Origin of the sequence: Streptomyces sp. NPDC005791 (genome assembly GCF_042871485.1) — a bacterium.
Lineage (GTDB): Bacteria > Actinomycetota > Actinomycetes > Streptomycetales > Streptomycetaceae > Streptomyces.
In genome coordinates, this window is record NZ_JBIAIP010000001.1 from 687,419 (window position 1) to 712,395 (window position 24,977).

General features: G+C 71.2%; 18 protein-coding genes and 2 pseudogenes. 7 read left to right on the plus strand and 13 right to left on the minus strand.

Annotated features, from left to right (window positions below; all coding sequences use genetic code 11):
- Positions 1-34: 34 nt before the first annotated feature.
- The gene (locus tag ACFYSH_RS03365; RefSeq protein WP_388750660.1) at positions 35-3,253 is read right to left on the minus strand and encodes a tetratricopeptide repeat protein; all 3,219 of its coding nucleotides are present in this window, start codon (positions 3,251-3,253) and stop codon (positions 35-37) included.
- Between the two features lie 138 nt (positions 3,254-3,391).
- Here ACFYSH_RS03365 and ACFYSH_RS03370 point away from each other — a divergent pair, with 138 nt between their 5' ends.
- Positions 3,392-4,504: a sigma-70 family RNA polymerase sigma factor gene (locus tag ACFYSH_RS03370; protein ID WP_359467010.1), complete on the plus strand. Its 1,113-nt coding sequence runs from the start codon at positions 3,392-3,394 to the stop codon at positions 4,502-4,504.
- A 166-nt stretch (positions 4,505-4,670) separates the two neighbouring features.
- A pseudogene (locus tag ACFYSH_RS03375) lies at positions 4,671-4,797 on the plus strand (DUF255 domain-containing protein); the annotation flags it as partial.
- 15 nt (positions 4,798-4,812) lie between these two features.
- Here the strand turns inward: ACFYSH_RS03375 and ACFYSH_RS03380 are convergent.
- The 6 genes and pseudogenes from ACFYSH_RS03380 to ACFYSH_RS03405 form a co-directional block, all read right to left on the minus strand.
- Positions 4,813-5,045 (minus strand): annotated as a pseudogene (locus ACFYSH_RS03380) (DNA-binding protein); the annotation flags it as partial.
- A complete protein-coding gene (locus ACFYSH_RS03385) occupies positions 5,036-5,572 on the minus strand; it encodes a hypothetical protein (protein WP_388750663.1) in 537 nt (178 codons plus the stop codon). The pseudogene ACFYSH_RS03380 and the gene ACFYSH_RS03385, both read right to left, overlap by 10 nt.
- A 26-nt stretch (positions 5,573-5,598) precedes the next feature.
- Positions 5,599-7,581 carry a hypothetical protein gene (locus ACFYSH_RS03390; RefSeq protein ID WP_388750665.1) on the minus strand — a complete coding sequence of 661 codons (1,983 nt, stop codon included), beginning with the start codon at positions 7,579-7,581 and terminating at the stop codon, positions 5,599-5,601.
- Positions 7,578-8,741: a purine phosphorylase gene (locus tag ACFYSH_RS03395; protein WP_388750668.1), complete on the minus strand. Its 1,164-nt coding sequence runs from the start codon at positions 8,739-8,741 to the stop codon at positions 7,578-7,580. Before ACFYSH_RS03395 ends, ACFYSH_RS03390 begins: the two co-directional genes overlap by 4 nt.
- Entirely contained in the window at positions 8,742-9,485 is a 744-nt protein-coding gene (locus tag ACFYSH_RS03400) for an NUDIX domain-containing protein (protein ID WP_388750670.1), read from the minus strand.
- Positions 9,486-9,825: 340 nt separating this feature from the next.
- Positions 9,826-10,392: a Uma2 family endonuclease gene (locus tag ACFYSH_RS03405; protein WP_359467004.1), complete on the minus strand. Its 567-nt coding sequence runs from the start codon at positions 10,390-10,392 to the stop codon at positions 9,826-9,828.
- A gap of 196 nt (positions 10,393-10,588) precedes the next feature.
- Between ACFYSH_RS03405 and ACFYSH_RS03410 the strand changes: the two genes are divergently transcribed.
- Positions 10,589-12,616 carry a thioredoxin domain-containing protein gene (locus ACFYSH_RS03410; protein WP_388750672.1) on the plus strand — a complete coding sequence of 676 codons (2,028 nt, stop codon included), beginning with the start codon at positions 10,589-10,591 and terminating at the stop codon, positions 12,614-12,616.
- Positions 12,617-12,680: 64 nt separating this feature from the next.
- Here the strand turns inward: ACFYSH_RS03410 and ACFYSH_RS03415 are convergent, their stop codons facing one another.
- Positions 12,681-13,364: a hemolysin III family protein gene (locus tag ACFYSH_RS03415; protein WP_388750675.1), complete on the minus strand. Its 684-nt coding sequence runs from the start codon at positions 13,362-13,364 to the stop codon at positions 12,681-12,683.
- Between the two features lie 207 nt (positions 13,365-13,571).
- Here ACFYSH_RS03415 and ACFYSH_RS03420 point away from each other — a divergent pair, with 207 nt between their 5' ends.
- Both ACFYSH_RS03420 and ACFYSH_RS03425 read left to right on the plus strand, forming a co-directional pair.
- Positions 13,572-15,398, plus strand: coding sequence for a phosphoenolpyruvate carboxykinase (GTP) (locus ACFYSH_RS03420; protein WP_388750678.1), 1,827 nt, complete (start codon positions 13,572-13,574; stop codon positions 15,396-15,398).
- Positions 15,399-15,642: 244 nt separating this feature from the next.
- Positions 15,643-17,379, plus strand: coding sequence for an Ig-like domain repeat protein (locus tag ACFYSH_RS03425; protein ID WP_388750681.1), 1,737 nt, complete (start codon positions 15,643-15,645; stop codon positions 17,377-17,379).
- Positions 17,380-17,584: 205 nt separating this feature from the next.
- Here the strand turns inward: ACFYSH_RS03425 and ACFYSH_RS03430 are convergent, their stop codons facing one another.
- From ACFYSH_RS03430 to ACFYSH_RS03440, 3 genes are all read right to left on the minus strand, one after another.
- Entirely contained in the window at positions 17,585-17,983 is a 399-nt protein-coding gene (locus ACFYSH_RS03430; protein ID WP_359466991.1) for a hypothetical protein, read from the minus strand.
- Between the two features lie 124 nt (positions 17,984-18,107).
- The gene (locus ACFYSH_RS03435; protein ID WP_359466988.1) at positions 18,108-19,319 is read right to left on the minus strand and encodes a pyridoxal phosphate-dependent aminotransferase; all 1,212 of its coding nucleotides are present in this window, start codon (positions 19,317-19,319) and stop codon (positions 18,108-18,110) included.
- Positions 19,320-19,582: 263 nt separating this feature from the next.
- A complete protein-coding gene (locus ACFYSH_RS03440) occupies positions 19,583-20,395 on the minus strand; it encodes an arylamine N-acetyltransferase (protein ID WP_388750685.1) in 813 nt (270 codons plus the stop codon).
- Positions 20,396-20,472: 77 nt separating this feature from the next.
- On the opposite strand from ACFYSH_RS03440, the gene ACFYSH_RS03445 reads away from it, so the two are divergent.
- Together ACFYSH_RS03445 and ACFYSH_RS03450 are read left to right on the plus strand one after the other, a co-directional pair.
- Positions 20,473-20,802, plus strand: coding sequence for a hypothetical protein (locus ACFYSH_RS03445; RefSeq protein WP_359466982.1), 330 nt, complete (start codon positions 20,473-20,475; stop codon positions 20,800-20,802).
- A 214-nt stretch (positions 20,803-21,016) separates the two neighbouring features.
- Complete coding sequence (locus ACFYSH_RS03450) at positions 21,017-21,856, plus strand: serine protease (RefSeq protein WP_359466979.1); 840 nt, start codon at positions 21,017-21,019, stop codon at positions 21,854-21,856.
- Between the two features lie 22 nt (positions 21,857-21,878).
- Here ACFYSH_RS03450 and ACFYSH_RS03455 read toward each other — a convergent pair whose 3' ends face one another.
- Complete coding sequence (locus tag ACFYSH_RS03455) at positions 21,879-23,504, minus strand: amidohydrolase family protein (RefSeq protein ID WP_388750689.1); 1,626 nt, start codon at positions 23,502-23,504, stop codon at positions 21,879-21,881.
- Between the two features lie 42 nt (positions 23,505-23,546).
- Positions 23,547-24,902 carry an alanine racemase gene (locus tag ACFYSH_RS03460; RefSeq protein ID WP_388750692.1) on the minus strand — a complete coding sequence of 452 codons (1,356 nt, stop codon included), beginning with the start codon at positions 24,900-24,902 and terminating at the stop codon, positions 23,547-23,549.
- Positions 24,903-24,977 lie beyond the last annotated feature (75 nt).

The window sequence follows — 24,977 nt, forward strand, 5'->3', positions numbered from 1 at the left end:
GCCGGGCAGCCGGCCCGCCCCGCCGCGGGCCCGCTCAGGGCCGTACGCCCACCGGCACCCCCATCACCTCGCGGGCGTGCCGGGACGGCGTCAGGCCGAGCCGCCAGGCCTGCCAGCCGTCGTCCAGGTCCACACCGCGGTTCAGGACGACCCGGAAGGACTCCGCACAGTCCGCCAGCTCGGCGTCCCGCAGCGGGTGGGAGGCCTCCAGCAGGTCCGCGATCTCCTGCTGGGCCACCGCGGTGCCCACCTCGCTGCCGCCCGGGGAGGCGTACGGCAGCAGTGTGCACCGCAGGAACGCCGCCCAGTCGCCGCCCCGGGCATCACCGTACGAGGCGAACAGGGTGATCGCTTCGCCGCAGAGCTCCAGGGCCTGCGCCGCGCGGTTGTTCCCACCGTCGACCAGGGCCAGCTCCAGGCAGGTCCACGCCTCGCCGTGGGGCACCCCGATCCGCCGGAAGTCGGCCCGGGCGTCGGCCAGGAGCTGCCGGGCGAAACCGGAGTTGCGCAGGTTGCCCGTCTGCGCGGCCCGCTGGTCGCGGGTGACCCGGCCCGAGTGGTGGCGGGCGCAGGCCAGCCCGTACACGTCCCGCATGCGGGAGAACATCGTGCGGGCCCGCTCCAGCTCCCGTACCGCCTGGTCGGTGTCGCCGTCCTCCTCCAGCGCCTGCCCCAGGTAGTACCGGGTCCACGCCTCGCCCCGGGCGTCCTCGTTGGCCCGGTGCCTGGCGAGGGCGCCGCGCAGATCCTCCACCGCCGGGGCGGGATCGCCGTCGAGCAGGCGGGCGCGGGCCAGCTGGGTCAGGGCCCAGGCCTCCCCGCGCTCGTCCCGGGTGCGGCCGTACAGCTCCAGCGCGGTGGACAGCTCCTCCTCGGCCCGGGCGACCTCGCCGAGGCGCAGGCAGACCTGGCCGAGCTGGAAGTGGGACCAGGCCTCGCCGTGCAGGGACTCGCCCTCGCGGTGCAGGGCGAGCGCGGTGTCCAGCAGGGTCAGGGCCTCGGACGGATTGGCCCGGTCCCGCTCGACGGCGGCCAGGGCGTGCAGGGACCAGGCCCGGTCCTCGGCCTGCTCCGGTGAGGCCTGCAGGGCCAGCGCCTCCCGCAGCCGCGCCGAGGCCTCGGTCAGATTGCCCTGGTGGTGCAGCGTGATGCCGAGCGAGCACAGGGCGAGGGCGGCGCCCGCGTCGTTCTGCGCCTCGCGGTAGAGGCCGACGACCGAGGACAGCGTGGTGCGGGCCTTGTCGAGCTCACCGAGCTGCCGGGCCGCGATCCCCGTACGCCACTGGACCGACCGCTCCAGGAGCCCTTGGTCGACGGCCTGGGTCAGCTCGCTGATCTCCCCGAGCCGGTAGAGGTCGCCGCGCAGCAGGCAGTAGTCGCACAGGGCGCCCAGCAGATGCAGCACCGCCCCCTGGTCGACGCCCTCCGCGTGCCGCAGCGCCGAGGTGATGAAGCTCGACTCGTCGTCCAGCCAGCGCAGGGCGGCGTCCAGTGAGCTGAAGCCGTGCGAGCCGAACTGCCCGGCGCGGGTGGACATCTTGCCGTCCACCATGCGGATCACCGCGTCGGCGAGCTCCGCGTAGTTCTGGATGAGGCGTTCCTGCGCGGCCGTACGGTCGGCCGCCGGCTCCTCGTCCAGCAGCCGGGCCAGCGCGAATTCCCGTACGAGGTCGTGCAGCCGGTAGCGCGCGCCCCGCACGTGGACCAGGAGCCCGGCCCGGGCCAGAGATTCCAGCAGACGGCCGGCCTCCTGCTCGTCACAGGACAGCAGCGACGCCGCCGCGCCGGCCCCGAGGCTGGCGCGGCCGGCCAGGGCGAGCCGGCGCAGCAGCCGCCTCGCCGGGTCGGGCTGGTCGGTGTAGCGCAGCCACAGGGCCCGCTCGACGGGCGCGACCGGACCGTACGCCCCGAGGGCCTCCGCGAGCTCCGCCCGGGTGCGGGCGCCGAGGGCGGAACCCGCGACGCGCAGGGCGAGCGGCAGGCCACCGCACAGCTCGACGACGGCGTCGGTCGACGGGTGGTCGTACGGGCCGTCGCGCTCGTCCTCGGCCGATGCGCGCAGCAGTTCCTCGGCGCCCGCCGCGTCCAGGCCGCCGACGGGCAGGTGGTGCACCCGCGCGGGGATGTCGGCGGGAAGGCCGAGGGGCTCGCGTGAGGTGACGAGGACCAGGCTGTCGGAGCGTTCGGGCAGGAGGGTGCGGACCTGGGCGGGGTCGGTGGCGTCGTCCAGGACGACCGTGACGGGTGTGCCCGTCAGGTGCTGGTGGTAGAGCTCGCCCAGCCGCCGTACCTGCTGCTGGGCGGATGACCTCTCCCGGAACAGCAACTGCTCACGCGGTGCGCCCAGCCGGTTCAGCAGGTGCAGCAGGGCGTCCCGGGTCGGCAGCGGGGCCTCGCCGGCGACATCGCCCCGCAGATCCACCACGCACGCCCCGCGGAACTGGTCCTTGAGCGCGTGCGCGGCCCGTACGGCGAGCATGGTGCGCCCGGAGCCCGGGGGGCCGTGCAGGACGACGACGGTCGGCCTGGTCTCGGTCGCGGCGCGGGCGGCGTGCACCCACTGGGTGATCTGCGCCAATTCGGTGCGACGGCCCGCGAACGGGCCGTCCGGGGCAGGCAGATGACCGAAGGACTGGTCGAGGACCGACCGGGTGCGGGCGGCCGCGCTGCGGTCACCGCCGCGCAGCTGCGCCACCACGGACGCGCTCGACTTCTTCGGCGGCCGGGCCGAAGCCGTCAGTATCCGCTGCTGGTCGAGGTACGGGCGGATGCCCCGTACCTCCAAGGCCGTCAGCCACTCCAGCCGCAGCTGTTCGGGGCCACCGGGCTGGTTGCGTTCGCCCGCCCTGCGATGGGCGGCGGGCCAGTGCGAGGCGGTGACCCGGGCCACCGTCGCGGTCGTCCCCGCCACGGCGACGACCGCGCCGGCGCCCAGGGCGAGGCCGGTCGCGGTGCCGAGCGCCAGGTCGGCGCCGAAGGCCGCTGCGGCGGCAACTCCCGTCACCAGCAGCGGTGTTCCGAGCGTCGCTCTGCTGAAACGTGCCGACAGGGGCTGTTGGCCGGCCCCGGCGGCGTCCAACGCCTGGGTGTAGGCGGCGTATTCGTCCGCGACACCCGCCGCCATGGTGTCGAGTGCGCCCCGCGCACGCGCCAGCAGTGCGCCGGTGTCCGTACGGCCTCCCGTCCGCCGTGCCTCTTCCTCCACGGCACGTACCAACAGCCGTTCGGCTTCCGCACGATGGCTGTCCCGCATCCCCATACATCCCCCTCGTTCCCGACCCCGGCCGGATCCGCTGTGTGGACCGTCCAGTGTCCTTGCTGCGGCGCCCCGGCGACAGGGAGTCTGCGAGACTGCCCGCCGGACAGGACGTACGGATGCGGAGCGCTGGACATGACCGAACGGGGCAATGCGGGCCGGACGCGCGGGGACGGCACCCCGGGCCGGCACCGGTCGACCGGTGCCGGGGACGAGCGGACCGACGCGCTGCTGACGGCCGCGATACGCGACTACGGCGACGGCGGTGCGACCGCCGAGCTCTACCGCCGGCACGCGTCCGCCGTGCTGATGTACGCCCGGACCTGCTGCCGCGACCCGCACACCGCGGAGGACCTCACCTCGGAGGCGTTCGCCCGCACGGTGCAGGCGGTGCGTGACGGCAAGGGGCCGGTCGACGGATGGCGGCCCTATCTGCTGACCGTCGTGCGCCACACCGCCGCCGACTGGGCCGAACGCTCCCGACGGGTCGATCTGGCTCCCGGGTTCGGCGCCTGGCTGGACGCCGCCGCCCGGCGCGAGCAAGCCGGTCCGGTGAACGGCGAGGAACACGTGGTCCGCGCGGAGGAGGGCGGCACCGTGGCGGTGGCCTTCCGGTCGCTGCCCGAGCGGTGGCGTGCCGTCCTGTGGCACGTGGTGGTGGAGGAGGAACCCGCGGCGGAGGTGGGGGTCCTGCTGGGCCTCACACCCGGCGGAGTGGCCTCGCTGACCGCCCGCGCCCGGGAGGGGCTCAAGGAGGCCTGTCTCGCGGCCCACGCGAGCCAGGGCAGCGCCGACGAGGAGTGCCGCCGGTGCGGTGACCGGCTGGCGGCCGCCGTACGGAGGTCCCGTCCGCGCCCGGACGCCCACCTGGACCGGCATCTGGAGCGGTGCGGCCGGTGCCGCAGGACGGCCGGTGAGCTGACCGATCTCGACCACCGACTGCGCACGGTCCTTCCCGCGGCGGTGCTGCTGTTCGGCGGTCCGGCCTATCTGGAGGCCCGCGCGGCGGCCGGTGTCGCGGCGGGCGCGTCGGCGGCAGGGCCGGGGGCCGGGTCGGATGGTGCCGGACGGACCGCCGGCGGCGGGGCCGCGGGCACGGCCGGGGTGAAGGCCGCCGTGCTCGCCGTGGGAGTCGTGGCGGTGCTGCTCGGCGCGTGGGCGCTGTGGCCCGGTGAGGGGGACCCGGAGGAGAGACCCGGGTCCGGGGCGGGCCGTACGGAGCCGTCCACGCTCTCCCGGCCCGCGTAGGAGCCCACAGACGTCCCGGGGTTCCCGTCGGCCGGGGTCCCCACTCTCCGGCGTGCCCCGGCCGACGCCGACGCCGTCACGTCCCTCAGCGCGCCTGATCCGGCCGTCCTCACGTCCCGTCCGGCCGTTGCCCTCGTGGCACCCGGGCATGCGCGAGGATTGAGGCATGGCCAACCGACTCGCGCAGACCACCTCCCCTTACCTCCTTCCAGCACGCCGACCATCCCGTCGACTGGTGGCCGTGGTCGCCCGAGGCGTTCGACGAGGCCCGTCGGCGCGGCGTCCCCGTGCTCAGTCGGCGGTGCGCACACGTCTCTGATGATCACGCGCTTCCCGCAGAGCTCGACCAGTCGTCACGGTCGGAGGTCAAAACGATCACGAGGGTCGAGACGTGGAGCGCGAGCGCGGCGGCGAGGGTATCGATCGCGCACTCGCGCCCGTGCAGCCCGCCTGCGTCCTGAAGCAGCTCCACATCAGTCAGGGAGTCCTCCAGGCCGACCGGTTCCACTCACAGTCGGGAGAACACCCACTTTATGCGCGCTCCCTGCGGCGCAGGAACTGCCAGCCCAGTACAGCCAAGGCGAGTGTTTGCCCAAGAGACGCGAGTAAGAGCAGGGGCTGTATGACAGGAGAGCACCAGAACGCGGTCGTGCAGACCATGGGCAGAACCAGGTAGGCGAACAGATCCACCGCCGTCTGAAGCCGCTTGCGCACGGTGCGGCCCGCAACGTTGCGGTGGTAGGTCTCCCAGCCGAACACTGCGCTGTGGGCGGAGGTGAGTTCTCCCAAGCGTGGCCCCAGCCGGTCACGGACGTAGCGGCCGATCGCCGAGATCTTCTCGTCGTTGACCAGGTAGGTCCAGCCCAGGATCAGACAGATCGCGGGGACGGAGAGCAGTAGCTGGGGCTGTCCGCTCTGGGCGGTGATCGCCACGATCGCGGTGGCTGCGGCGAGCGTGAAGTAGAGCAGGTTGTCGCGGAACCCAATGCGGGTCTTCTGTTCCTCCTTGAGGCGGTCGTACTCCGCCAGAAGAATCTTGCTCTCGGTAACGTCATCCGTAGCGGTCACAGGCACCCCTATGCTCGATTTCAGGATCAGCCGGCGGTCTGGAAGGGTGCCAGGCTGTCGGGGCCGTGCCGTTCGATCCAGCGCTTTCCGTCCGCTGCTACCCCCTCCAGGAGGCGGAAGGTGTGGGGGGATCCGGCGGTGCTGAGGTTGATCTCGGAAATTTCCTGGGAATTCTCGGTCGGTGCCAGTTGATGGGCGTCGGCGTCTTTGACGCGGATCCTCCTGGCCGGTCCGTTGGCGAGGAAGAGCTCCAGGTCGTAGCCGATGTCGGCGTTCTCCGTCACCTGTACGGAGGTCAGCGCGTCGAACCGGTAGTTGCTCCGCTGCTCGTTTTTGCGCGTTCCGTCGAAGAAGTCGAACTCGGAGCTGATCTCGCGGATACCGTCCTGGGTGAACAGGAACAGGCGGAACACGTAGCGCGAGTACCGCCATGGGCCGCCTCGGACCCGGCCACGCTTGTAGGAGGGACCGGGGGCCAACAGGATGGTGTGGGTGATCAGGTCGCGCCAGGTGAGCCGGTAGTGCTGGAGTGCCTCATCGACGAACGAGGTCTTGTCGCAGGTGAGCCAGGTCTCCATCTCCAGTTCGCTGGGGCGCGTAGCGTCCAGGAACGACTTCCAGCGATCGTAGGCAATCTGCCGTTCGGCCAAATGCTCGCTGTATTCCTGGGTCTCCCGGTTCAGCCGGTGTTCTTCACGCCGGACCTCCAGCCATCGGGAAGCGGTCGCGTGCCCTGACCAAGCCGCACCGAGCACGGCCAGGAACGCCCACAGAGGCCGCGGTTGGGCGGCACCGATGGCCGCCGTGCCGAGCCCTGCCAGAGCCCCGACTCCGAGAACGGCGAGGGCTGCCACGGTCAGGGCCTTCGTCCTGCCCGACGTCTGGTCCTGGCGGTAACGATCGGACAGTGTGCCGTTGTTGTATCGATCTCGGGCGTCTTCGGCGAGGTACCGGATCAGCCAGTCGACTCGCTCCACAGGGGTCCGGCTCTCCCGGTAGAGGTCCGCGATCTCGGTGGCGAGGCTGCTGCGGATCTGAACCGTGTGACCGAGCCAGGCGTCCGCGGTGAAGCCGTGGGGCCTTCGAATGCTGAAGTAGTGCTCGAACGAATGGCGGACGCGCTTGGTGAACCGGTCCTCGGTGGTTGGCGGATCGCGCGGATCCGAGACGTGAGCCTCAGTCCCGAAGCCAGGCTTGGGCTCCTGACCCCACCACCGAACGCCGAAGCGCGCCGCGGTCAGGCCCGCGCCGAGTGCCACCGCTGACTCGACGATCGCCTGGGCCGGATTCGCGATCAGAGCTAGGGCCCCAAGGAGGGTACTGCTGATGGCGAACAGAACCGCCCGGACAGGGAGGGCCGCCTTGGCGGCGGCAGCGGTGCTCGGGCGGGGCCGAACGGCCCGCGCCCCGATGGGGTCGGGCGCGAAGTAGGCCCAGACCCGCTGGGCCCGGCCGTTGCCGAAGCGTTCCGCCCTGGCACGCCCGAGGGTCTCCGCCCACAGGTCGTCCTTCAGTCCTCCGGTGAGTATCACGTCGAGGTGGCGGAGGATCGCGTCGTGCTGGCGGAGCGGCAGGTCCTGCAGTTCCTTCAGTACGGGGCCGGTCTTGCTGCTGGCGGTGCTGAGGACCGCCAACAGGTCGAAAGTAACGCGCAGGGCTTGCTTCCACCTGTCCTCGGCGAAGTGCCGCACGAGCCCGGAGGCGTAACGCAGCTGCCCGACCTCCTCGGTGGTCAGGTCGTGGTGGGTGCGTGCGCTGAGCATGGCGAGCACCCAGTGGAAGCGAACTTCCGTGCTGTCGTACCCGTGGGCGATCGCATCAGTGATCATTTCGCGGGCCCGGCTGGGGACGCCGTCTTCCAGAAGTTGTACGCCGACTCGGTACTTCTCCTGCGGCGAGGCGTCCGGATGGACGAAGTAGACGTTGGAGTTGTGTACGGTTTCGGCCTGGATCCCGACGGTCGAGTTGTACGCCGCCGAGTGGTAAGGGGCGGCCTCGTCGTGGTTCATGTCAGGTCACCGGCTGCGGCAACCAGCGGAGTCAACGCGGCCACCAGTGCGGGGCAGTCCGCGACCAGCCCGCGCAGCCTTTTGAGCGTCATGGTCGTCCGCTTCGACGACTCTGGGGTGCGCTCCCCGGCTGACCGGAGGGCGGAGTCCAGATCGGCCAGGGCCTCCCGGTGGCTGTCCTCGTCGAGGGTGCCCTCGGTACGGTGCCACCCCAGCTGATCGCGGAAACCGTTCAGCTCCGTGATCAGGTCCGCCGGGCCGGATGCCTTCGAGACCGCGTTCATGTGGACACTGCTGCCCGTGACTGAGCCGGCCATGATGCCGACGGTGCTGTTGTGGACGGTGTTGCTGACGCGCCGCTCGGACCGGTCGGCCGAACGGGCACTGTCATCCTGAGGCCTCGCGGCCTCCTCCTGCTCGTCCACCAGTTCCCCTGCCAACCGGATGGCGAACGCCGCCGCGTTCGTCGCGGCCCGTGGCTGCCAGTTGCGGTCGTCCGAACTGTTTTTCGTGCCGTCCGCCCGGTCGCTGATCCCTCGGACGATGGCCACCGGCGCCCCGCTGAGATGTCCGGCCTGGGCCACACCGGCCGCCTCCATCTCGATGGCGAGCGCGTCGTTGTAGTGCTGCCGGATCCACTTCGCCTCGGCCGAGATCCTTGAGTTCTGGACGATCTCGCCGGCGGCGATCGGCCCGAAGCGCACCTGCGGTCCGTCCTCGTGACCGGGTGCGGGGTCCGCCCAGTCGTTCAAGCGGGCCAGGTGCGAGGCAAGCTGGCTGATGCCGTGCGGCGCTTCCCACACCCGGGGACGGGCTTTGAGCCCGTCGTCCTCGCTGGTCCCGCCGTGGTAGGCGTATACGTGTGACGCCATCACCACGTCACCCAGCCTGGTGTTGTCCCAGAGGGCTCCGGCGACCCCGACGAATAACACGGCCACCGGAGAGAACTCCTGGATCGCGCGTTCGGCGATCACCGCGGCGGAATGGTTCCCCTTGTTCGTCAGGCCGAGCGCGACACGGCGCGATGTGCCCCGTACGGTTCCCACCTCGAACCGGGTACCGCGTTCGTGGAGATGCACCTGGAGATCCGCCAACCTCGCCCGCACGGACTGGTATTCAAGATTGAGGGCGGTGAGAATCACCACCGGGCCTTTCGGCATCTACTCCTCTTCCCCTCTCGTGTTTTCTTCCGTCGCAGATGGCGCGGGTCGGATCAGCGGTGGGAACAGCACGGTTCTCGGACCGGCCCGGTACAGCCGTGCGGGCCGTCCTCCCGTAGTTTTGCGGTCCGTGCCGACGGGGACGATGAATCCCTTCGTGGCTTGGACCTTCCGGTAGAAATTGCGGGTGTCGAGCGTGGTACCCCAGACGGCCTCGTACACCTGCTGCAGCTCTGCGATGGTGAAACTCTCCCCGCAGAAAGCAGTGGCCAGCGCCGAGAATTCGATCTTTGTGCGCGCGCGTTCGATCCCGTCCGCGGCGATTTGACGGTGGTCGAAGGCGAGGGGCGCCTCGCCGGACAGGACGGCTTCTGCGGGAATCCACGCGGCATCGGTGGCATCCGTCCCCGCGACAGGGTCGGGCAGCCCCGGCGCGATCGCCAGGTGGGCTACGGAGACGACTCGGCCCCGTGGGTCGCGGCCCGGGCTTCCGTACACGGCCAGCTCTTCAAGGTGCACCCAGCCGGAGGTCAGGGCCGTTTCCTCACTCAGTTCGCGGTGGGCGGCGTCCAGGATCTCCTCGCCATCGTGGCTCAGGAACCCCCCGGGCAGCGCGAGCATGCCCCGGAAGGGATCTTCGCCCCGCTCCACCAGGAGGACGTGCAGACGGCTTTCCCGCAGCGTCAGGATCACGAGGTCGACCGTCAACAGGACAGGAGGTGGTGACCATGCGTCATCTTGCATGTCCTGCAAGGTACTTCAGTTACTGTCACTTGCACAAGAAGTAGGGCGGTGTGGTCGACGCACTGCTCGACCTCATGGTCGTGGCGCGCGTGGGTGGTCGAAGGTGTCGGCTCGCACCTGCCCGCAGTGTCACGGTTTCCGTCCTTGACCGGCGCGGTCTTCCGTCGGTGTGACCTCGATCGGTTCCTGACCGGGCGCGGTTAACGGTCGCTTGCGAACCGGCATGGGGTACGCAGGTGGCGCATCCGGCCTGAGGCGAGGACTGTTCCGGTCGGTCCGCGAAGAAGGAGGGTCCGGGTGCTGCCAGTCAGATGTCGAAAGCGGGGAGGCTTCTCCGCTCTTACACGACCCCGAGATCGACCGTGACGGAGAAAGGCGCCGCAGCCTTGATCGCGCCGGTGAACATCTCGCCGTCCCTGTACGCCTTGGTGGCGGGATCGAGGACGTAGGTGTACACGATCGGGATCCCGGTGGCGGCCTGCTCGACCCGCCAGTAGAAAGGGATACCGGCCTTGGCGTACTGGTCCACCTTCACGATCCGGTCGGTGGTCTCCGAGCCGGGCGACACGACCTCGACCACCAGGAGGACATGCTCCGGGCGGGTGGGCGTGAGGTCGATGGTGTTTGCCCGGTAGACGATGACATCCGGGCGGCGGTTGGTGAGGGGGACGTCCTGCAGGCGGACGTCGAAGTCCGTGTCGGCGTTCCAGTCCGGGCCCGCAGCTGCGTCCAGGGCATTGGCCAGGATTCGGGCCAGCCGGTTGTGGCGCTTGGAGGCGCTCGGGCTCACGACGACCATCCCGTCCACGATCTCGATGCCGGCGCACTGCTCCTCGGACCAGGAGTCGTACCGTTCCGCGCTGATCTGCGCATGCATCCACGCGGGCGCCACCATCTCGGCGGTCATGGTGTACCTCCTTCGAGAGGCCTCGGCAGGTCCGGCGCTGCTGCGCTCAGCCTACTGTTCCTAGGTGCCGGGCTGCCCGACTCGGAAGGGAAGGAGCCGCCCACCACGTCATGGCGCATAAGTGCAATTCGGCCAAGTGAGGCGGGCTCGTCAGCGCTTCACCGGTCGCGGCAGGCGCTGTGAGAGGCTGGGGCGTATGAACCGGTTGGCTGGTGTGACCTCGCCTTATCTGCTTCAGCATGCCGACAATCCGGTCGACTGGTGGCCGTGGGGACCTGAGGCGTTCGAGGAAGCGAAACGGCGTGACGTACCCGTTCTGCTGTCGGTCGGCTACTCCGCGTGCCACTGGTGCCATGTGATGGCGCACGAGTCCTTCGAGGACGCGACCGTCGCCGGCTACCTCAACGCGCACTTCGTGCCGGTGAAGGTCGACCGGGAGGAACGCCCCGACGTCGACGCCGTGTACATGGAGGCCGTGCAGGCCGCGACCGGCCAGGGCGGCTGGCCGATGACCGTCTTCCTCACCGCCGACGCCGAACCCTTCTACTTCGGCACGTACTTCCCACCCGAGCCCCGCCACGGTATGCCGTCCTTCCAGCAGGTCCTCGAGGGGGTCGTGGCCGCCTGGACCGACCGGCGCGACGAGGTCGCCGAGGTCGCCGGGCGCATCGTCCGCGACCTCGCGAGCCGCTCCCTGACCGCCGGGGAGGGCGCCGTGCCGGGCGAGGCGGAGCTGGCGCAGGCACTGCTGCGGCTGACCCGTGACTACGACGAGAAGCACGGCGGTTTCGGCGGCGCGCCCAAGTTCCCGCCGTCCATGGTCCTCGAGTTCCTGCTGCGCCACCACGCCCGTACGGGTGCCGAGGGCGCCCTGCAGATGGCCGCCGACAGCTGCGCCGCCATGGCGCGCGGAGGGATCTACGACCAGCTCGGCGGAGGCTTCGCCCGCTACTCGGTGGACCGCGAGTGGATCGTCCCGCACTTCGAGAAGATGCTGTACGACAACGCACTGCTGTGCCGCGTGTACGCCCATCTGTGGCGGGCCACCGGCTCGGACCTGGCGCGCCGGGTGGCGCTGGAGACGGCCGACTTCATGGTGCGTGAGCTGCGGACCGCCGAGGGCGGCTTCGCCTCCGCGCTGGACGCCGACAGCGAGGACGCGCAGGGCCGCCACGTCGAGGGCGCGTTCTACGTGTGGACGCCCGCGCAGCTGCGCGAGGTGCTGGGTGAGGAGGACGCCGCCTTCGCCGCCGCGCACTTCGGGGTCACCGAGGAGGGCACCTTCGAGGAGGGCTCCTCCGTGCTGCGGCTCGTGCGGGCCGGGGCGGAGGACGAGGCGGAGGACGCCGTCCGGGTCGCCGGCGTACGCTCCCGGCTGTTCGCGGCGCGTGAGCTGCGGGCGCGTCCCGAGCGCGACGACAAGGTCGTGGCCGCCTGGAACGGGCTGGCGATCGCCGCCCTCGCCGAGACCGGGGCGTACTTCGGCCGCCCGGACCTCGTCGAGCGGGCCACCGAGGCCGCCGACCTGCTGGTACGGGTGCACATGGGTGACGTCGCACGGCTCTGCCGCACGTCGAAGGACGGGCGCGCAGGGGACAACGCGGGGGTCCTGGAGGACTACGGCGATGTCGCCGAGGGGTTCCTCGCGCTCGCCTCGGTCACCGGTGAGGGTGCCTGGCTGGAGTTCGCGGGTTTCCTGCTGGACATCGTGCTGGAGCGCTTCACCGGCGAGGGCGGGCAGCTGTACGACACGGCCGATGACGCCGAGCGGCTGATCCGCCGCCCCCAGGACCCCACCGACAGCGCCACCCCGGCCGGCTGGACCGCCGCCTCGGGCGCGCTGCTCTCCTACGCCGCGCACACCGGCTCCGAGGCGCACCGTACGGCGGCCGAGGGCGCCCTGGGCATCGTCGGGGCGCTCGGCCCGAAGGCGCCCCGGTTCATCGGCTGGGGGCTGGCGGTCGCCGAGGCGCTGCTGGACGGCCCGCGCGAGGTCGCGGTGGCCGGGCCGGTCGGCGGGGAGCTGCACCGGACGGCGTTGCTGGGACGGTCGCCCGGCGCGGTCGTCGCGGCGGGGGAGGGGCCGGACGCGGGCACCGAGTTCCCGTTGCTGGTGGACCGGCCGTCGATGGGCGGTGAGCCGGCCGCGTACGTCTGCCGGCACTTCGTGTGCGACGCGCCGACGACGGACGCGGAGGAGCTGGCGGCGAAGCTGGGCGCCTGACCCATGAGGACGGGCCCGGCCGTGGTGCGTGGTGGCCGGGCCCGTCCTCATGCGGTGGGGGGTCTCACTGCTGGTAGGCCACCAGGGAGATGCCGACGTAGTGCGCGATGAACGCCGCCAGCGTCAGCGAGTGGAACACCTCGTGGAAGCCGAACCAGCGCGGAGACGGGTTCGGGCGCTGCAGGCCGTAGATGACGCCCCCCACGCTGTAGAGCAGTCCGCCGACGACGACGAGGACCAGCACCGCGACGCCGCCGGCGCGCATGAAGTCCGGCAGGAAGAAGACCGCCGCCCAGCCCATGGCGATGTAGCACGGGGTGTAGAGCCAGCGCGGGGCGCCGACCCAGAACACCCGGAAGGCGATGCCGGCCGCCGCGGCACCCCAGATCGCCCACATGAGCGGGCGGCTGGTGGACGCGGGCAGCAGCAGGAGGGCCAGCGGCGTGTAGGTGCCCGCGATGATCAGGAAGATGTTCGCGTGGTCCAGTCTGCGCAGCACCGCTTCGCCGCGCGGACCCCAGGTGCCTCGGTGGTAGACCCCGCTCACACCGAACAGCAGACAGGCGCTGATGACGTAGACGGTGCAGGCGATCTGCGCGCGGGTGCTGTCGGCCAGGGCTATGAGAGCGATTCCGGCGATGACCACGGCGGGGAACATTCCGGCGTGCAGCCAGCCACGCATCCGTGGCTTGACCGGGACGGGGTCCGTGAGCTCGACAGGTCCGGACGCGGAGGCGGCAGAAGTCATGTCCGCATGCTACCTACGCTTCCGTAGGTAACCGATCCGAGTGGTGATGCTCACGTGGGCGGCCCTCTGGACATATGGGCGCGATGGTCGGATGATCAAATGAGTGCGGTCGGCACCGGATGAGCGCCAGGGGAATTCGAAGGGGTCAGCATCCGGGTCGCAGCCCCCACGGGGCCTGACAACACACCCTCTCTTCAAGGAGCGATCGTGGCGCGAGACATCGCGGCTCCCCTCACTGTTCCCACTCGGCACCAGGAGCTCGTCTCCTGGGTGGACGAGATCGCCGCCCTCACCCAGCCGGACCGGGTGGTCTGGTGCGACGGCTCCGAGGCCGAGTACGAGCGCCTGTGCGAGGAGCTCGTCGCCAAGGGCACCTTCACGAAGCTCGACCCGGTCAAGCGCCCGAACTCGTACCACGCCGCGTCCGACCCCAGCGACGTCGCCCGCGTCGAGACCCGGACGTTCATCTGCTCCGGGAAGGAGGAGGACGCGGGCCCGACGAACCACTGGAAGGACCCCGCCGAGATGCGGGAGATCTTCGTGGGCGAGCAGGGCGTCTTCCGCGGCTCGATGCGCGGCCGCACCCTGTACGTCGTGCCGTTCTGCATGGGCCCCGTCGGCTCGCCGCTCTCCGCGATCGGCGTCGAGATCACCGACTCCGCGTACGTCGCCGTCTCGATGCGCACGATGACGCGCATGGGCCAGGAGGTCCTGGACGAACTCGGCACCGACGGCTTCTTCGTCAAGGCCGTCCACACCCTCGGCGCGCCGCTGGAGGAGGGTCAGGAGGACGTCCCGTGGCCGTGCAACTCCACCAAGTACATCTCGCACTTCCCCGAGGACCGGGAGATCTGGTCCTACGGCTCCGGCTACGGCGGCAACGCCCTGCTGGGCAAGAAGTGCTACGCGCTGCGCATCGCCTCCGTCATGGCCCGTGACGAGGGCTGGCTCGCGGAGCACATGCTGATCCTGAAGCTCACCCCGCCGCGCGGGGAGAGCAGGTATGTCGCGGCCGCGTTCCCGAGCGCCTGCGGCAAGACCAACCTCGCCATGCTGGAGCCCACGATCCCCGGCTGGACCGTGGAGACCATCGGTGACGACATCGCCTGGATGCGGTTCGGTGAGGACGGCCGGCTGTACGCGATCAACCCCGAGGCCGGTTTCTTCGGTGTCGCGCCCGGCACCGGCGAACACACCAACGCCAACGCCATGAAGACCATGTGGGGCAACTCCGTCTTCACCAACGTCGCGCTCACCGACGACGGTGACGTGTGGTGGGAGGGCATGACCGAGGAGCTCCCCGCGCACCTCACGGACTGGAAGGGCAACGACTGGACCCCCGAGTCCGGCACGCCCGCCGCCCACCCCAACGCCCGCTTCACCGTCCCGGCCGGCCAGTGCCCGATCATCGCGCCCGAGTGGGAGGACCCGAAGGGCGTGCCGATCTCGGCGATCCTCTTCGGCGGCCGCCGCGCCTCGGCGGTCCCGCTGGTCACCGAGTCGTTCACCTGGCAGCACGGCGTCTTCCTCGGCGCCAACGTCGCCTCCGAGAAGACCGCCGCCGCCGAGGGCAAGGTCGGCGAGCTGCGCCGCGACCCGTTCGCCATGCTGCCGTTCTGCGGCTACAACATGGGCGACTACATGAAGCACTGGGTCACGGTCGGCAACGACAAGCCCGACGCGTCCAAGCTGCCGAAGATCTACTACGTGAACTGGTTCCGCAAGAACGACGCGGGCGAGTTCGTGTGGCCCGGCTTCGGTGAGAACAGCCGCGTCCTCAAATGGATCGTCGAGCGGCTGGAGGGCACGGCGGAGGGTGTCGAGACCCCGATCGGCATCCTGCCGGCCAAGGGCTCCCTGGACACCGAGGGGCTGGACCTCTCCGCGTCCGACCTCGACTTCCTGCTCGACGTCGACAAGGAGATCTGGCGTGAGGAGGCCGCGCTGATCCCCGAGCACCTCAACACCTTCGGCGACCACACCCCGAAGGAACTGTGGGACGAGTACCACGCGCTGGTCCGGCGCCTGGGCTGACCAGCCCCCTGTCCCCGCGGCCGGGTCTCTCGACATCGCTCTGACCCGTGGGGTCGACGGCCCGCCGCGGCACGGCACCCGGAGCCCCCTCATGGCTCCGGGTGCCGCCCTGTTTCGGGGGGAGTACGGGAGAACGTCCATGCATCGCCAACAACTTGCACACATAACCTTCACATCTGTTGCATGATTCCCCCAGGGCGCCCGAGGGAGACGAAGGCGTCGACAACCCTGTGGGGGGAAGCAGTTGAACAGGTCAGGACATAGGAAGCGCGGCATCGCGACGCTTCTCGCGCTCGCGCTCGGAGGCGCCGGGCTCACCGTGCTCGCGGCGCCGGCGGCCCATGCGGCGGACGACGACGTGGCCAAGCTGCCCATCTCGTCGTTCTCGTCCATGGTCGTGGACTCCGCGCACGAGCGGGTCTACATCAGTGACGACACCCGGACCACGTCGTCGAAGTCGGCGGTGCACGTCTACAACTTCCAGGGTCAGAAGGTCGCCGAGCTGCCCAGCTCGAACGGCTCCGTGGGCGGCATGGCCCTCGCGCACGACGGGTCGAAGCTCTACGTCTCCGAGATGTACCGGATCTCCGCGTACGACACCGACACGTACGCGAAGACCACCCACACCGCGACCAACAACTCCGGGCAGTGCGGGCGCCAGGTCGCCTACGCGGGCGGCAAGGTGTGGCACACCGACATCGGCTACACCACGCTGTGCGAGGAGCGCCAGAGCTATCTGTACGGGAGCGTGAACGGCGCCCCCTCCTACACCGGCTGGGAAGGCGCGGGCAGGCTCCACTTCGCGACCGCGTCCCGGGCTCCGGACGTGCTCGCCATGGGGCAGACGCTGAGCCCTGGCGGCAGCAACCCCTATCTGACCGTCTTCGACAGCAGCGGCGACACGCTCGTACGGGGGCCGCAGCGCCGCTTCGCCGACAGTGCGGGTGCGGGCGCGCTCGACCTGAAGGACCTGGCCCTGTCCGCCGACGGCAGCCGGCTGGCCGTCGCCGACGCGGCGCACGGCACGCGGCTGCTCGACGCCGCGGACCTGTCCGACGCCGCGAAGCAGTACCAGCCGCTGCCGGAGGGTGCGAAGGCGTCAGCGGTCGCGTTCAGCGCGGACGGGACGTACATCGCGCGCGGTGCCACCGCCACCGGCTCCACGGCCGACCTCCTGATCCAGCGGGCGGACCCGGACCAGGGCACCGGCGCGCTGGAGTTCGCCTTCGAGGGTGAGCTCGACGGGGCCCGGGTCACCCCGCGCGGTCTCGAATGGTCCGAGGACGGCTCCCGGCTCTTCGCCGTCACCACCAACGCCTCCGGGAACGGCTACTGGCTGCACGTGATCCAGCCCCCGGCAGCGCAGTACGACTCGCGCTTCACGGGCACCCTGTCCACCACCCCGGGCACACCGGTCGTCGGCGAACCGCTCGGCATCCGCGGCCGGCTCGAACTCGACGGCCCGGCCCCCGCCGAGCCGGTCAAGGTGTCGGCCGTACGCCATGACGCCGACGGCGACCGCACGCTCGCGCCCGTGGAGGTCTCCGCGGACGGCACGTTCACGGTCCTGGACGTCCCCTCGGCGGTCGGCGAGGCCACGTACACCCTGTCCTTCCTGGGGGACGTGACCCACCGTCCCGCCGAGGACGTGAACCTCCAGGTCGCGGTGGCCAAGGCGCCCACGGCCCTCACGCTCACGGCTCCGGCGGAGACGACGAAGAACCAGAGCGTGGAGATCACCGGCACCCTCACCGGTCAGGGCCGGGCACTGCCTCCGGGCATCACCCTGTCCGTGCAGCGGGCCGACAAGAAGGGCACCTACGTACTCACGTCGGCGGCGGTCGCGGCCGACGGCACCTTCCGGATCAACGACCTGGCGTCCGTCCGGGGCCAGGTTGTCTACACGGTCGCCTACGCGGGGGACGACCTGCACAGCGCCTCGACCGCGTCGGCCACGGTGCGCGTCCGCGCCGCTCTGTGACCACCGGTTCCGTGGCAGGCCCGCGCCGCCCTTCCCGGGCCGCGCGGGCCGTCGCGCACGACCGGGACGCGGCGAGCTCCGCGGGCGTGTCACCCGTCGCGTTCTGCCCGTCCGTCATCAGGAGTGGCCCGCCCGGGTGCGGCCCGCACCCGGCACGTGTGTGGCACCCGGTCCACGCGTCTTCGCGACCCGTGGACCGGGGCCGTCAGGGGGCGCCGACCAGGGCGGTCCGCGCGGTGGTGCCCGACAGGGCCGCGGCGTGCGCGTCCATGGCCTCGGCCGCGAGGATCGCCACGGCGGTGTCGGCGCGTGACGCGGCCACCACCAGGGCGCGGCCCGCGAGGGTGTGGGCGCGGCGGTGCAGGGCGGCCGGGGACGCCTCGCTCCGTCCGGCGTGCCGGGCGGGCGGTGCGGTGCGCAGACGGGCGACCTGTCCGGCGATGCGGTCACCTTCTGCGGTCAGCCCCAGCTCGTCGGTGACGGCGAGCAGGGCGGCGAGGTGTCCGGCGAGCTGTATGTCCAGCTCCTCCTCGCGGGTGCGGTGCGGGAAATCGGCGTTGTCGGCCGATGTGTGGACCGATTTCGTGCGGATCGGCTCGTACATGGTGGCCTCCTGGCGTCGCAGTAAGGCCATCCTATCTTAGATTCTGTCTAAAGTTATGTGGGGTCCGAGAAATCTTGGCGCCCAGGGCCGGACGCGGGCGCTCAGCAGGCCCGGACGTGGGCACTCAGGGCTGGCTGTAACCGTCCAGGAAGTTCCCGATGCGCGTCACCGCGTCGGTCAGGTCCTGGGCCGGCGGCAGGGTGACCACCCGGAAATGGTCGGGCTCCGGCCAGTTGAAGCCCGTGCCGTGCACCACCATGATCTTCTCGGCCCGCAGCAGGTCGAGGACCATCTGCCGGTCGTCCTTGATCTTGTAGACCTTGGGGTCCAGCCGTGGGAAGAGGTACAGCGCACCCTTCGGCTTCACACAGGTCACCCCGGGGATCCGCGTCAGCAGGTCGTACGCCACGTCCCGCTGCTCCAGGATCCGGCCGCCAGGCAGCACCAGTTCGTCGATCGACTGGCGCCCGCCGAGCGCGGTGGCCACCGCGTGCTGCGCGGGCATGTTGGCGCACAGCCGCATGTTGGCCAGGATCGTCAGGCCCTCGATGTACGAGGAGGCGTGCGCCTTCGGGCCGCAGACCGCCATCCACCCGGAACGGTATCCGGCGATCCGGTAGTTCTTGGAGAGCCCGTTGAAGGTGAGCACCATCAGATCCGGGGCGACGGCGGCGGTGGGCGTGTGCGTCGCACCGTCGTAGAGGATCCGGTCGTAGATCTCGTCGGAGCAGACGACGAGGTTGTGGCGCCGGGCGATCTCCGTGAGCCCGCGCAGCATCTCCTCGTCGTAGACCGCGCCCGTCGGATTGTTCGGGTTGATGATCACGAGCGCCTTGGTGCGATCGGTGATCTTCCGCTCGATGTCGGCGAGGTCGGGCATCCAGTCGGCCTGCTCGTCGCACCGGTAGTGCACGGCCGTACCTCCGGCCAGCGAGACCGAGGCCGTCCACAGCGGATAGTCCGGAGCCGGGACGAGCACCTCGTCACCGTCGTCGAGCAGCGCCTGCATCGACATCTGGATCAGCTCGGACACGCCGTTGCCCAGGTAGACGTCCTCGACGTCGAGGTCGATCCCCTTGGTCTGGTAGTGCTGCATCACCGCACGGCGCGCGGACAGCAGGCCCTTCGCGTCGCCGTAGCCGTGCGCGCCCGACAGGTTGCGCAGGATGTCCTCGAGGATCTCCGGCGGGCACTCGAAACCGAATGCCGCGGGGTTGCCCGTGTTGAGCTTGAGGATGCGATGACCTGCGGCTTCGAGCCGCATCGCTTCCTCGAGCACGGGGCCGCGGATTTCGTAACAGACGCCGGAGAGCTTCGTGGACTGGATGACCTGCATGTCCGCGAGCTTACGACCGTGTTTCGCGCGGTGCTCCCGATTCCCGGCCCGGCCGGTCCCTCCTGAGGCCCGCGACGGCGCGCCGGGTCTTCCATCGGCATGCCGCCCCGGCCGCGCACCGTGGGAACGGCCGGTCGGGGCCGCGCCGCGGCTTGGAATGCGGGCGTGGTGCCCGGGACGGGTGAGATGCGCCACGCGGGGCTGACGGCCCCGGGCGCACCCCGTGTCCACCCGCCCCGGGCGCACCCGTGCCCACCCCCTGTTCAGCCGGGCAGCACGGTCCCCTCGGGCAGCCGTACGCCGAAGTCCTCGGCCAGCACCCGCAGCACCTCGCCGGAGCCGCTCAGCTCCCGCTCCTGGACCGTGCCGTCGTCGGCCGTCTCCACCAGCGTCCGCCCGGAGAGGGCCCGGTGCAGGCCGGGCAGGGTGCGCTGGACGTAGACCGCCTGGCGGAACGGCGAGCGCGGGTTGGTCGCGATGTGCCAGTTGATGACGTCGTAGTCCGGTGCCTCGAAGGGCTCCAGCGTGAACTCGTACTGCGGCTCCCAGTAGCCGCCCTTGTCCGTCTGCAGCTCCCACATCTCCAGCGGCCCGTCGTGCGGGGCGTGCACGAGACGGTGGCGGCGCGGTGTGTCGAGCAGCTCGGTGTCCACCACGAGCGGGATCGGCTCCAGCAGCGCGCCGGGCGCGCCGAAACCGACGTCCGCCAGCCAGGAGACGGGCTCACCCTCCACATCGACCTGCATCAGCATGTGCGTACGGGGGCGGATGTCACCGGGGGCGGCCCCCAGCACCACCCGCGCGGTCAGCAGCGTCACGCGGAAGCCGAGCTGGGTCAGGACGGCCGCGAAAAGGGTGTTGTGCTCGTAGCAGTACCCGCCGCGCTCACTGCGGACGAGTTTTCTCTCCAGGTCCGGGAGCGCGAGGGACGGGGCGCTGTCGAGGAGGGGCTCCAGATTCTCGAACGGGATTCCCAGCATGTGGGCGCGGTGCACGGACCGCAGCACCTCCACGCCGGGGCGGCGCTCCCCGGACCATCCGATGCGGGCGAAGTAGGCGTCGAGATCGAGTGTCATACGACGACCCTACGCAGACCACTCAGATGTTCCTCAAATCCCGTGCGGGCGTGGGCGGTCCGGGGCAGGCTCCCCGCATGATCAATTTCGAGAAGCGGATGCGGCGGGACATGGCCGTGCTCGTGCTGCGTGACGCGCCGGGCATCACCGAACTGCTCCGCGAGGCGCTCGGTACGGCGCCGGCCACCGAGCGCCCCGGCCTGGAACGGGCCCTCGCGCTCGTCGCCGAGGCCGGCTCGGTCCCGGACACGGAGCTGCGGGCCCGATGGGTGCGGCAGCGGCTCGCTGCGGCCGGGCACGAGGGGCCGGTCGACTCCGTGGCCGCGATCAAGGCGCTCCGCACGGCGGAGCCGGGCCTGTCCCTCCTCCAGGCGGTGACGTACGCGCGCGAGGCCGCTGCGGCGTAGGGCGCGTCGCACCCGAAGCCGCGTCGGCCGGACGCGGCCGCGCGGACGGCGTCGGGCCGGGGTCGGTCCGTGCGCGAGGGTGCGGCGAGGTCGTCGCTCCGCTCCGTCGGGCGGCTTGATTCCGCCCCTTGTCGGCGATCCTCCCCGTGCGTCAACATGCGCATGTCAAAACCGGAAGAACTCCGGTGACAGACGCATCTGGAGGGGACCCCACATGAACAAGCCTCTCGTCGGCGCACTTCTTTCCGTCCTGCTCCTCGGGGCGGGCGTCGCACCCGCGGCCGCGGCCACGAGCCCTGACGCGACCGAAGTCCGTGCCAAGGCGGTCACCTTCGCCGGCACGGTGGCGCTCAGCAACTGTTCCGGCTCGGTCGTCCGGGCGCCCTCGTCGCTGCCCGGCGACCCGGCCCTCGTCCTGTCCAACGGCCACTGCCTGGAGACCGGCTTCCCGGACCCGGGCGAGGTGCTGCTCAACCGGCCCTCGACCCGCAGCTTCACCCTGCTGAACGCGGCGGGCAGCGGCGTCGGCACCCTGCGGGCCGGCAAGATCGCGTACGGGACGATGACGGACACCGACGTCTCGCTCTACCAGCTGACCCGCACCTACGCCCAGATCGAGAGCTCCTACGGCATCAAGGCCCTGGAACTCGACGCCGCGCGCCCGACGCAGGGCACCGCCGTCACGGTCGCGTCCGGGTACTGGAAGCGCACCTACAGCTGCGCCGTCGACGGGTTCGCGTACCGCCTCAAGGAGGGGGCCTGGACCTGGAAGGACTCGGTGCGCTACACCTCCGCCTGCCGGACCATCGGCGGTACGTCCGGGTCCCCGGTGATCAATGACGCGACGGGCAAGGTCGTCGCCGTCAACAACACCGGGAACGAGGACGGGCAGCGATGCACGGACAACAACCCGTGCGAGGTGGACGAGAACGGCACCGTGACGGTCCGCGAGGGCATCAACTACGCCCAGCAGACCTACGGCATCGTGCCGTGTATCGGCGCGGGCAACCAGATCGACCTGAACCGGGCCGGCTGCGCGCTGCCCAAACCGTAGCCGTGGGGGCGGGGCGGGCCGGTCAGCCCTGTGCCCGGCGGCCCGCCCCTCGCACCGCCCGGCCCGCCAGGGCGGAGGTCCGCCTGCCGTCCTCGATCACGAAGCGGCCGTCGATGAGGACGTGCGGGATGCCCACCGGCAGCGTGCGCGGCTCGTCGAACGTCGACCCGGCCGCCACCGTGGCCGGGTCGAAGAGGACCAGGTCGGCGCGGTAGCCCTCGCGGACGTGGCCACGGTCCGGCAGGCGCAGCCGGGCCGCCGGGCGTGAGGTGAGGTGGGCGACGCACTCCTCCAACGAGAGGATGCCCAGCTCCCGCACGTACCGCCCGAGGTACTGGGGGAACGTGCCGTACGCGCGGGGGTGCGGCTTGTCGCCCTGGAGGATGCCGTCGCTGCCGCCGGTGTGCACCCTGTGGCGCATGATCTGCCGCACGTTCTCCTCGTGGCCGACGTGCTGGAGGATCGTGGTGCCCAGCCGGTCCTCGGTGAGCAGTCGGCGGGCCGTCACCCAGGGCTCCTCGCCGCGCAGCCGGGCGGACTCGGCCACCGTACGGCCGACGTATCCGGCCAGGTCCGGTGAGCCGACGCCGGAGATCTCGATGGTGTCCCACTCGATCGGCACACCGTGGCAGCCGTCGGACCCCACGACCTCCAGGTGGTGGCGGATCCGTTCCGCCGTCGCCCCGTCCGCGAGCCGGGTCAGGATCGACCCGGGCCCGCCCTCACTCGACCAGCTGGGCAGCATCGCCACGAGGGTCGTGCAGCCGGGGGTGTACGGATAGGTGTCGAGGGAGATGTCCGCGCCCGCCGCGAGCGCGTCGTCCAGGAGGGCGAGGAGGTCCGGCGCCTTGCCCTTGTTCACACCGAAGTTCATGGTGGCGTGCGCGAGATGGAGGGCGCAGCCGGCGTCGCGGGTGAGCTGGACCATCTCCTCGTACGCGGCGAGCGCACCCGCGCCGTACGAGCGGTGGTGCGGGCAGTAGTAGCCGCCGTGGGCCGCCACGACCCGGCACAGCTCGGTGAGTTCGGCGTCCTTCGCGTACATCCCCGGGGTGTACGTCAGGCCCGAGGACATGCCGACCGCGCCCTCGGCCATGCCCTGGGCGACGAGCTCCTTCATGCGGTCCAGCTCGGTGTCGGTGGCGGGGCGGTCGTCCCAGCCGACGGCGAGCATCCGGACCGTGCCCTGGGGGATGAGGTAGGCGGCGTTGACGGCGATGCCCTGACCGCCGAAGTTGCGGTCGAGGCGGTCCAGGTAGCCGCCGACGGTGCGCCAGTCGAAGTCGATGTCGCTGCCGTCGCCGTTCCAGCCGGCGATGGAACGGCGGACCTCGGCGAGGGTCCGGTCGTCGGAGGGGGCGTACGACAGGCCGTCCTGGCCGAGGACTTCCAGGGTGACGCCCTGGGCGGCCTTCGCGCTGTGGTCGGGGTCGCGCAGCAGCGCGAGGTCGCTGTGGGCGTGCATGTCGATGAAGCCCGGCGAGAGCGCGAGGCCGTCGGCGTCCAGGGTGCGGGCGCCGGAGGGACGGGGGCCGTCGCCCTCCCTGCGGATCTCGGTGATCCGGCCGTCCGTGACGCCCACGTCGGCGCGGTAGGAGGGGGCGCCGGTGCCGTCGACGACGCGGGCGTCGCGGATGACCAGGTCCATGAGAGGTCGCCTTTCGGGGGTGGGGAAGCGGTTCCGCCGGGATCAGAAGAACGTGCGGATGTAGTCGGTGACCGTGCCGTCCGCCTGCACCAGCGGGATCAGCTGCCACTTGTCGAAGGACGTGCAGGGGTGCGAGAGCCCCATGCCGATCCAGTCGCCGACCTCGAGCTCGGCGTCCGCCTCCGTACGCACCCAGCCGTGCTGGTCGGACAGCCCGGTGACGGTGATGCCGGTGGCCGGCCGCACCGAGCCGTCGCGCGCGGAGCGGACGACCTGCGCCTCGGGGAGGTCCAGGTCGTAGGCGGCGTCACGCTTCCCGGCGTTGACGAAGGCCTGCTCGGGCGTGGGACGGGAGACGACCTGGGCCCAGAGGCGGAAGGCGGGCTGCAGCGCGCCCTCCTCGGGGATCCGGTTGAAGGGGGTGAGGTGGCGGTAGTGGCCGTCGTCGTGGCTGACGTACGCCCCGGAGCGCAGCAGCTTGAGGACGGGCCGGCTCAGCGCGGGGATCTCGGCGAAGACATCGGCGACCGCGTCGAACCACGCGCTGCCGCCCGCGCTGACCAGGATCTCCTCGCCGTCGGCCAGCGCCGTGAAGCGGCCGGCCGCGTCGAAGTCCGCGGCCAGTGCGACGAGCCGGCGAAGCCACTCCCGTACCCGCTCGGGGGAGGCGTCCGGCACCTCGCCCTCGTATCCGGCGACGCCCACCAGGCGCAGGGTGGACGTGGCGGCCACCGCGTCGGCGACCGCCGCGCAGTCGGCCTCCGTGCGGGCGCCGGTGCGGGCGGTCAGGCCGGCTCCCAGCTCCACCACGACGTCCACGGGGCGCACGGCGCCCGCGGCGCGCAGCGCCTCGTCCATCAGCTCGACACCGCGCACGGAGTCCACGTAACAGGCGAAGACGAAGTCCGGGTCGGCGTCCAGCTCACCGGCCAGCCGGCGCAGCGCGACCGCGTCGACCAGCTCGTTGGCCAGGAAGATCCGCTGGATGCCGTACGCGCGGTAGACCCGGGCCTGGTGGGGGACTGCGGCGGTGATGCCCCAGGCGCCGTACTCCAGCTGACGGGCGAAGAGCTGCGGGGACATCGACGTCTTGCCGTGGGGCGCGAACGCCAGGCCGTGCCGCTGCGCGTACGTCTCCAGCAGGGCGAGGTTCGCCTCGACCGACTCGGCGGAGAGGGCCAGCACGGGGGTGGTGAAGCCGCCGGTGAAGAGGTTGCGGCGCTCGGCCGCCAGCGCGCCCACGGTCAGCCCCTCCGCGTCGGGCGGCAGCGCCTTGAAGCGGTGGTCGACCGGTTCGCCGGCGAGTGCCGTCACGGATTGTGCGGGGGGCTGCTGGGCGGCCAAGGGATCCTCCTCGGGAACACGATCGTTGCATTCTCTGCAACGGCCATTGCGCATATCGCTTAACGCTGTCTAACATCCGAGCCGATGCCGGGTCAATGGTGAGCGCCGGCGCCCACGGCCGACCATGAG

Bases quoted from the DNA above. Each gene is read 5' to 3' on its own strand.
- ACFYSH_RS03365 (WP_388750660.1), bottom strand. From the start codon at position 3,253: ATGCGGGACAGCCATCGTGCGGAAGCCGAACGGCTGTTGGTACGTGCC.
- ACFYSH_RS03370 (WP_359467010.1), top strand. From the start codon at position 3,392: ATGACCGAACGGGGCAATGCGGGCCGGACGCGCGGGGACGGCACCCCG.
- ACFYSH_RS03390 (WP_388750665.1), bottom strand. From the start codon at position 7,581: ATGAACCACGACGAGGCCGCCCCTTACCACTCGGCGGCGTACAACTCG.
- ACFYSH_RS03395 (WP_388750668.1), bottom strand. From the start codon at position 8,741: ATGCCGAAAGGCCCGGTGGTGATTCTCACCGCCCTCAATCTTGAATAC.
- ACFYSH_RS03400 (WP_388750670.1), bottom strand. From the start codon at position 9,485: ATGCAAGATGACGCATGGTCACCACCTCCTGTCCTGTTGACGGTCGAC.
- ACFYSH_RS03405 (WP_359467004.1), bottom strand. From the start codon at position 10,392: ATGACCGCCGAGATGGTGGCGCCCGCGTGGATGCATGCGCAGATCAGC.
- ACFYSH_RS03410 (WP_388750672.1), top strand. From the start codon at position 10,589: ATGAACCGGTTGGCTGGTGTGACCTCGCCTTATCTGCTTCAGCATGCC.
- ACFYSH_RS03415 (WP_388750675.1), bottom strand. From the start codon at position 13,364: ATGACTTCTGCCGCCTCCGCGTCCGGACCTGTCGAGCTCACGGACCCC.
- ACFYSH_RS03430 (WP_359466991.1), bottom strand. From the start codon at position 17,983: ATGTACGAGCCGATCCGCACGAAATCGGTCCACACATCGGCCGACAAC.
- ACFYSH_RS03435 (WP_359466988.1), bottom strand. From the start codon at position 19,319: ATGCAGGTCATCCAGTCCACGAAGCTCTCCGGCGTCTGTTACGAAATC.
- ACFYSH_RS03440 (WP_388750685.1), bottom strand. From the start codon at position 20,395: ATGACACTCGATCTCGACGCCTACTTCGCCCGCATCGGATGGTCCGGG.
- ACFYSH_RS03445 (WP_359466982.1), top strand. From the start codon at position 20,473: ATGATCAATTTCGAGAAGCGGATGCGGCGGGACATGGCCGTGCTCGTG.
- ACFYSH_RS03450 (WP_359466979.1), top strand. From the start codon at position 21,017: ATGAACAAGCCTCTCGTCGGCGCACTTCTTTCCGTCCTGCTCCTCGGG.
- ACFYSH_RS03455 (WP_388750689.1), bottom strand. From the start codon at position 23,504: ATGGACCTGGTCATCCGCGACGCCCGCGTCGTCGACGGCACCGGCGCC.
- ACFYSH_RS03460 (WP_388750692.1), bottom strand. From the start codon at position 24,902: ATGCGCAATGGCCGTTGCAGAGAATGCAACGATCGTGTTCCCGAGGAG.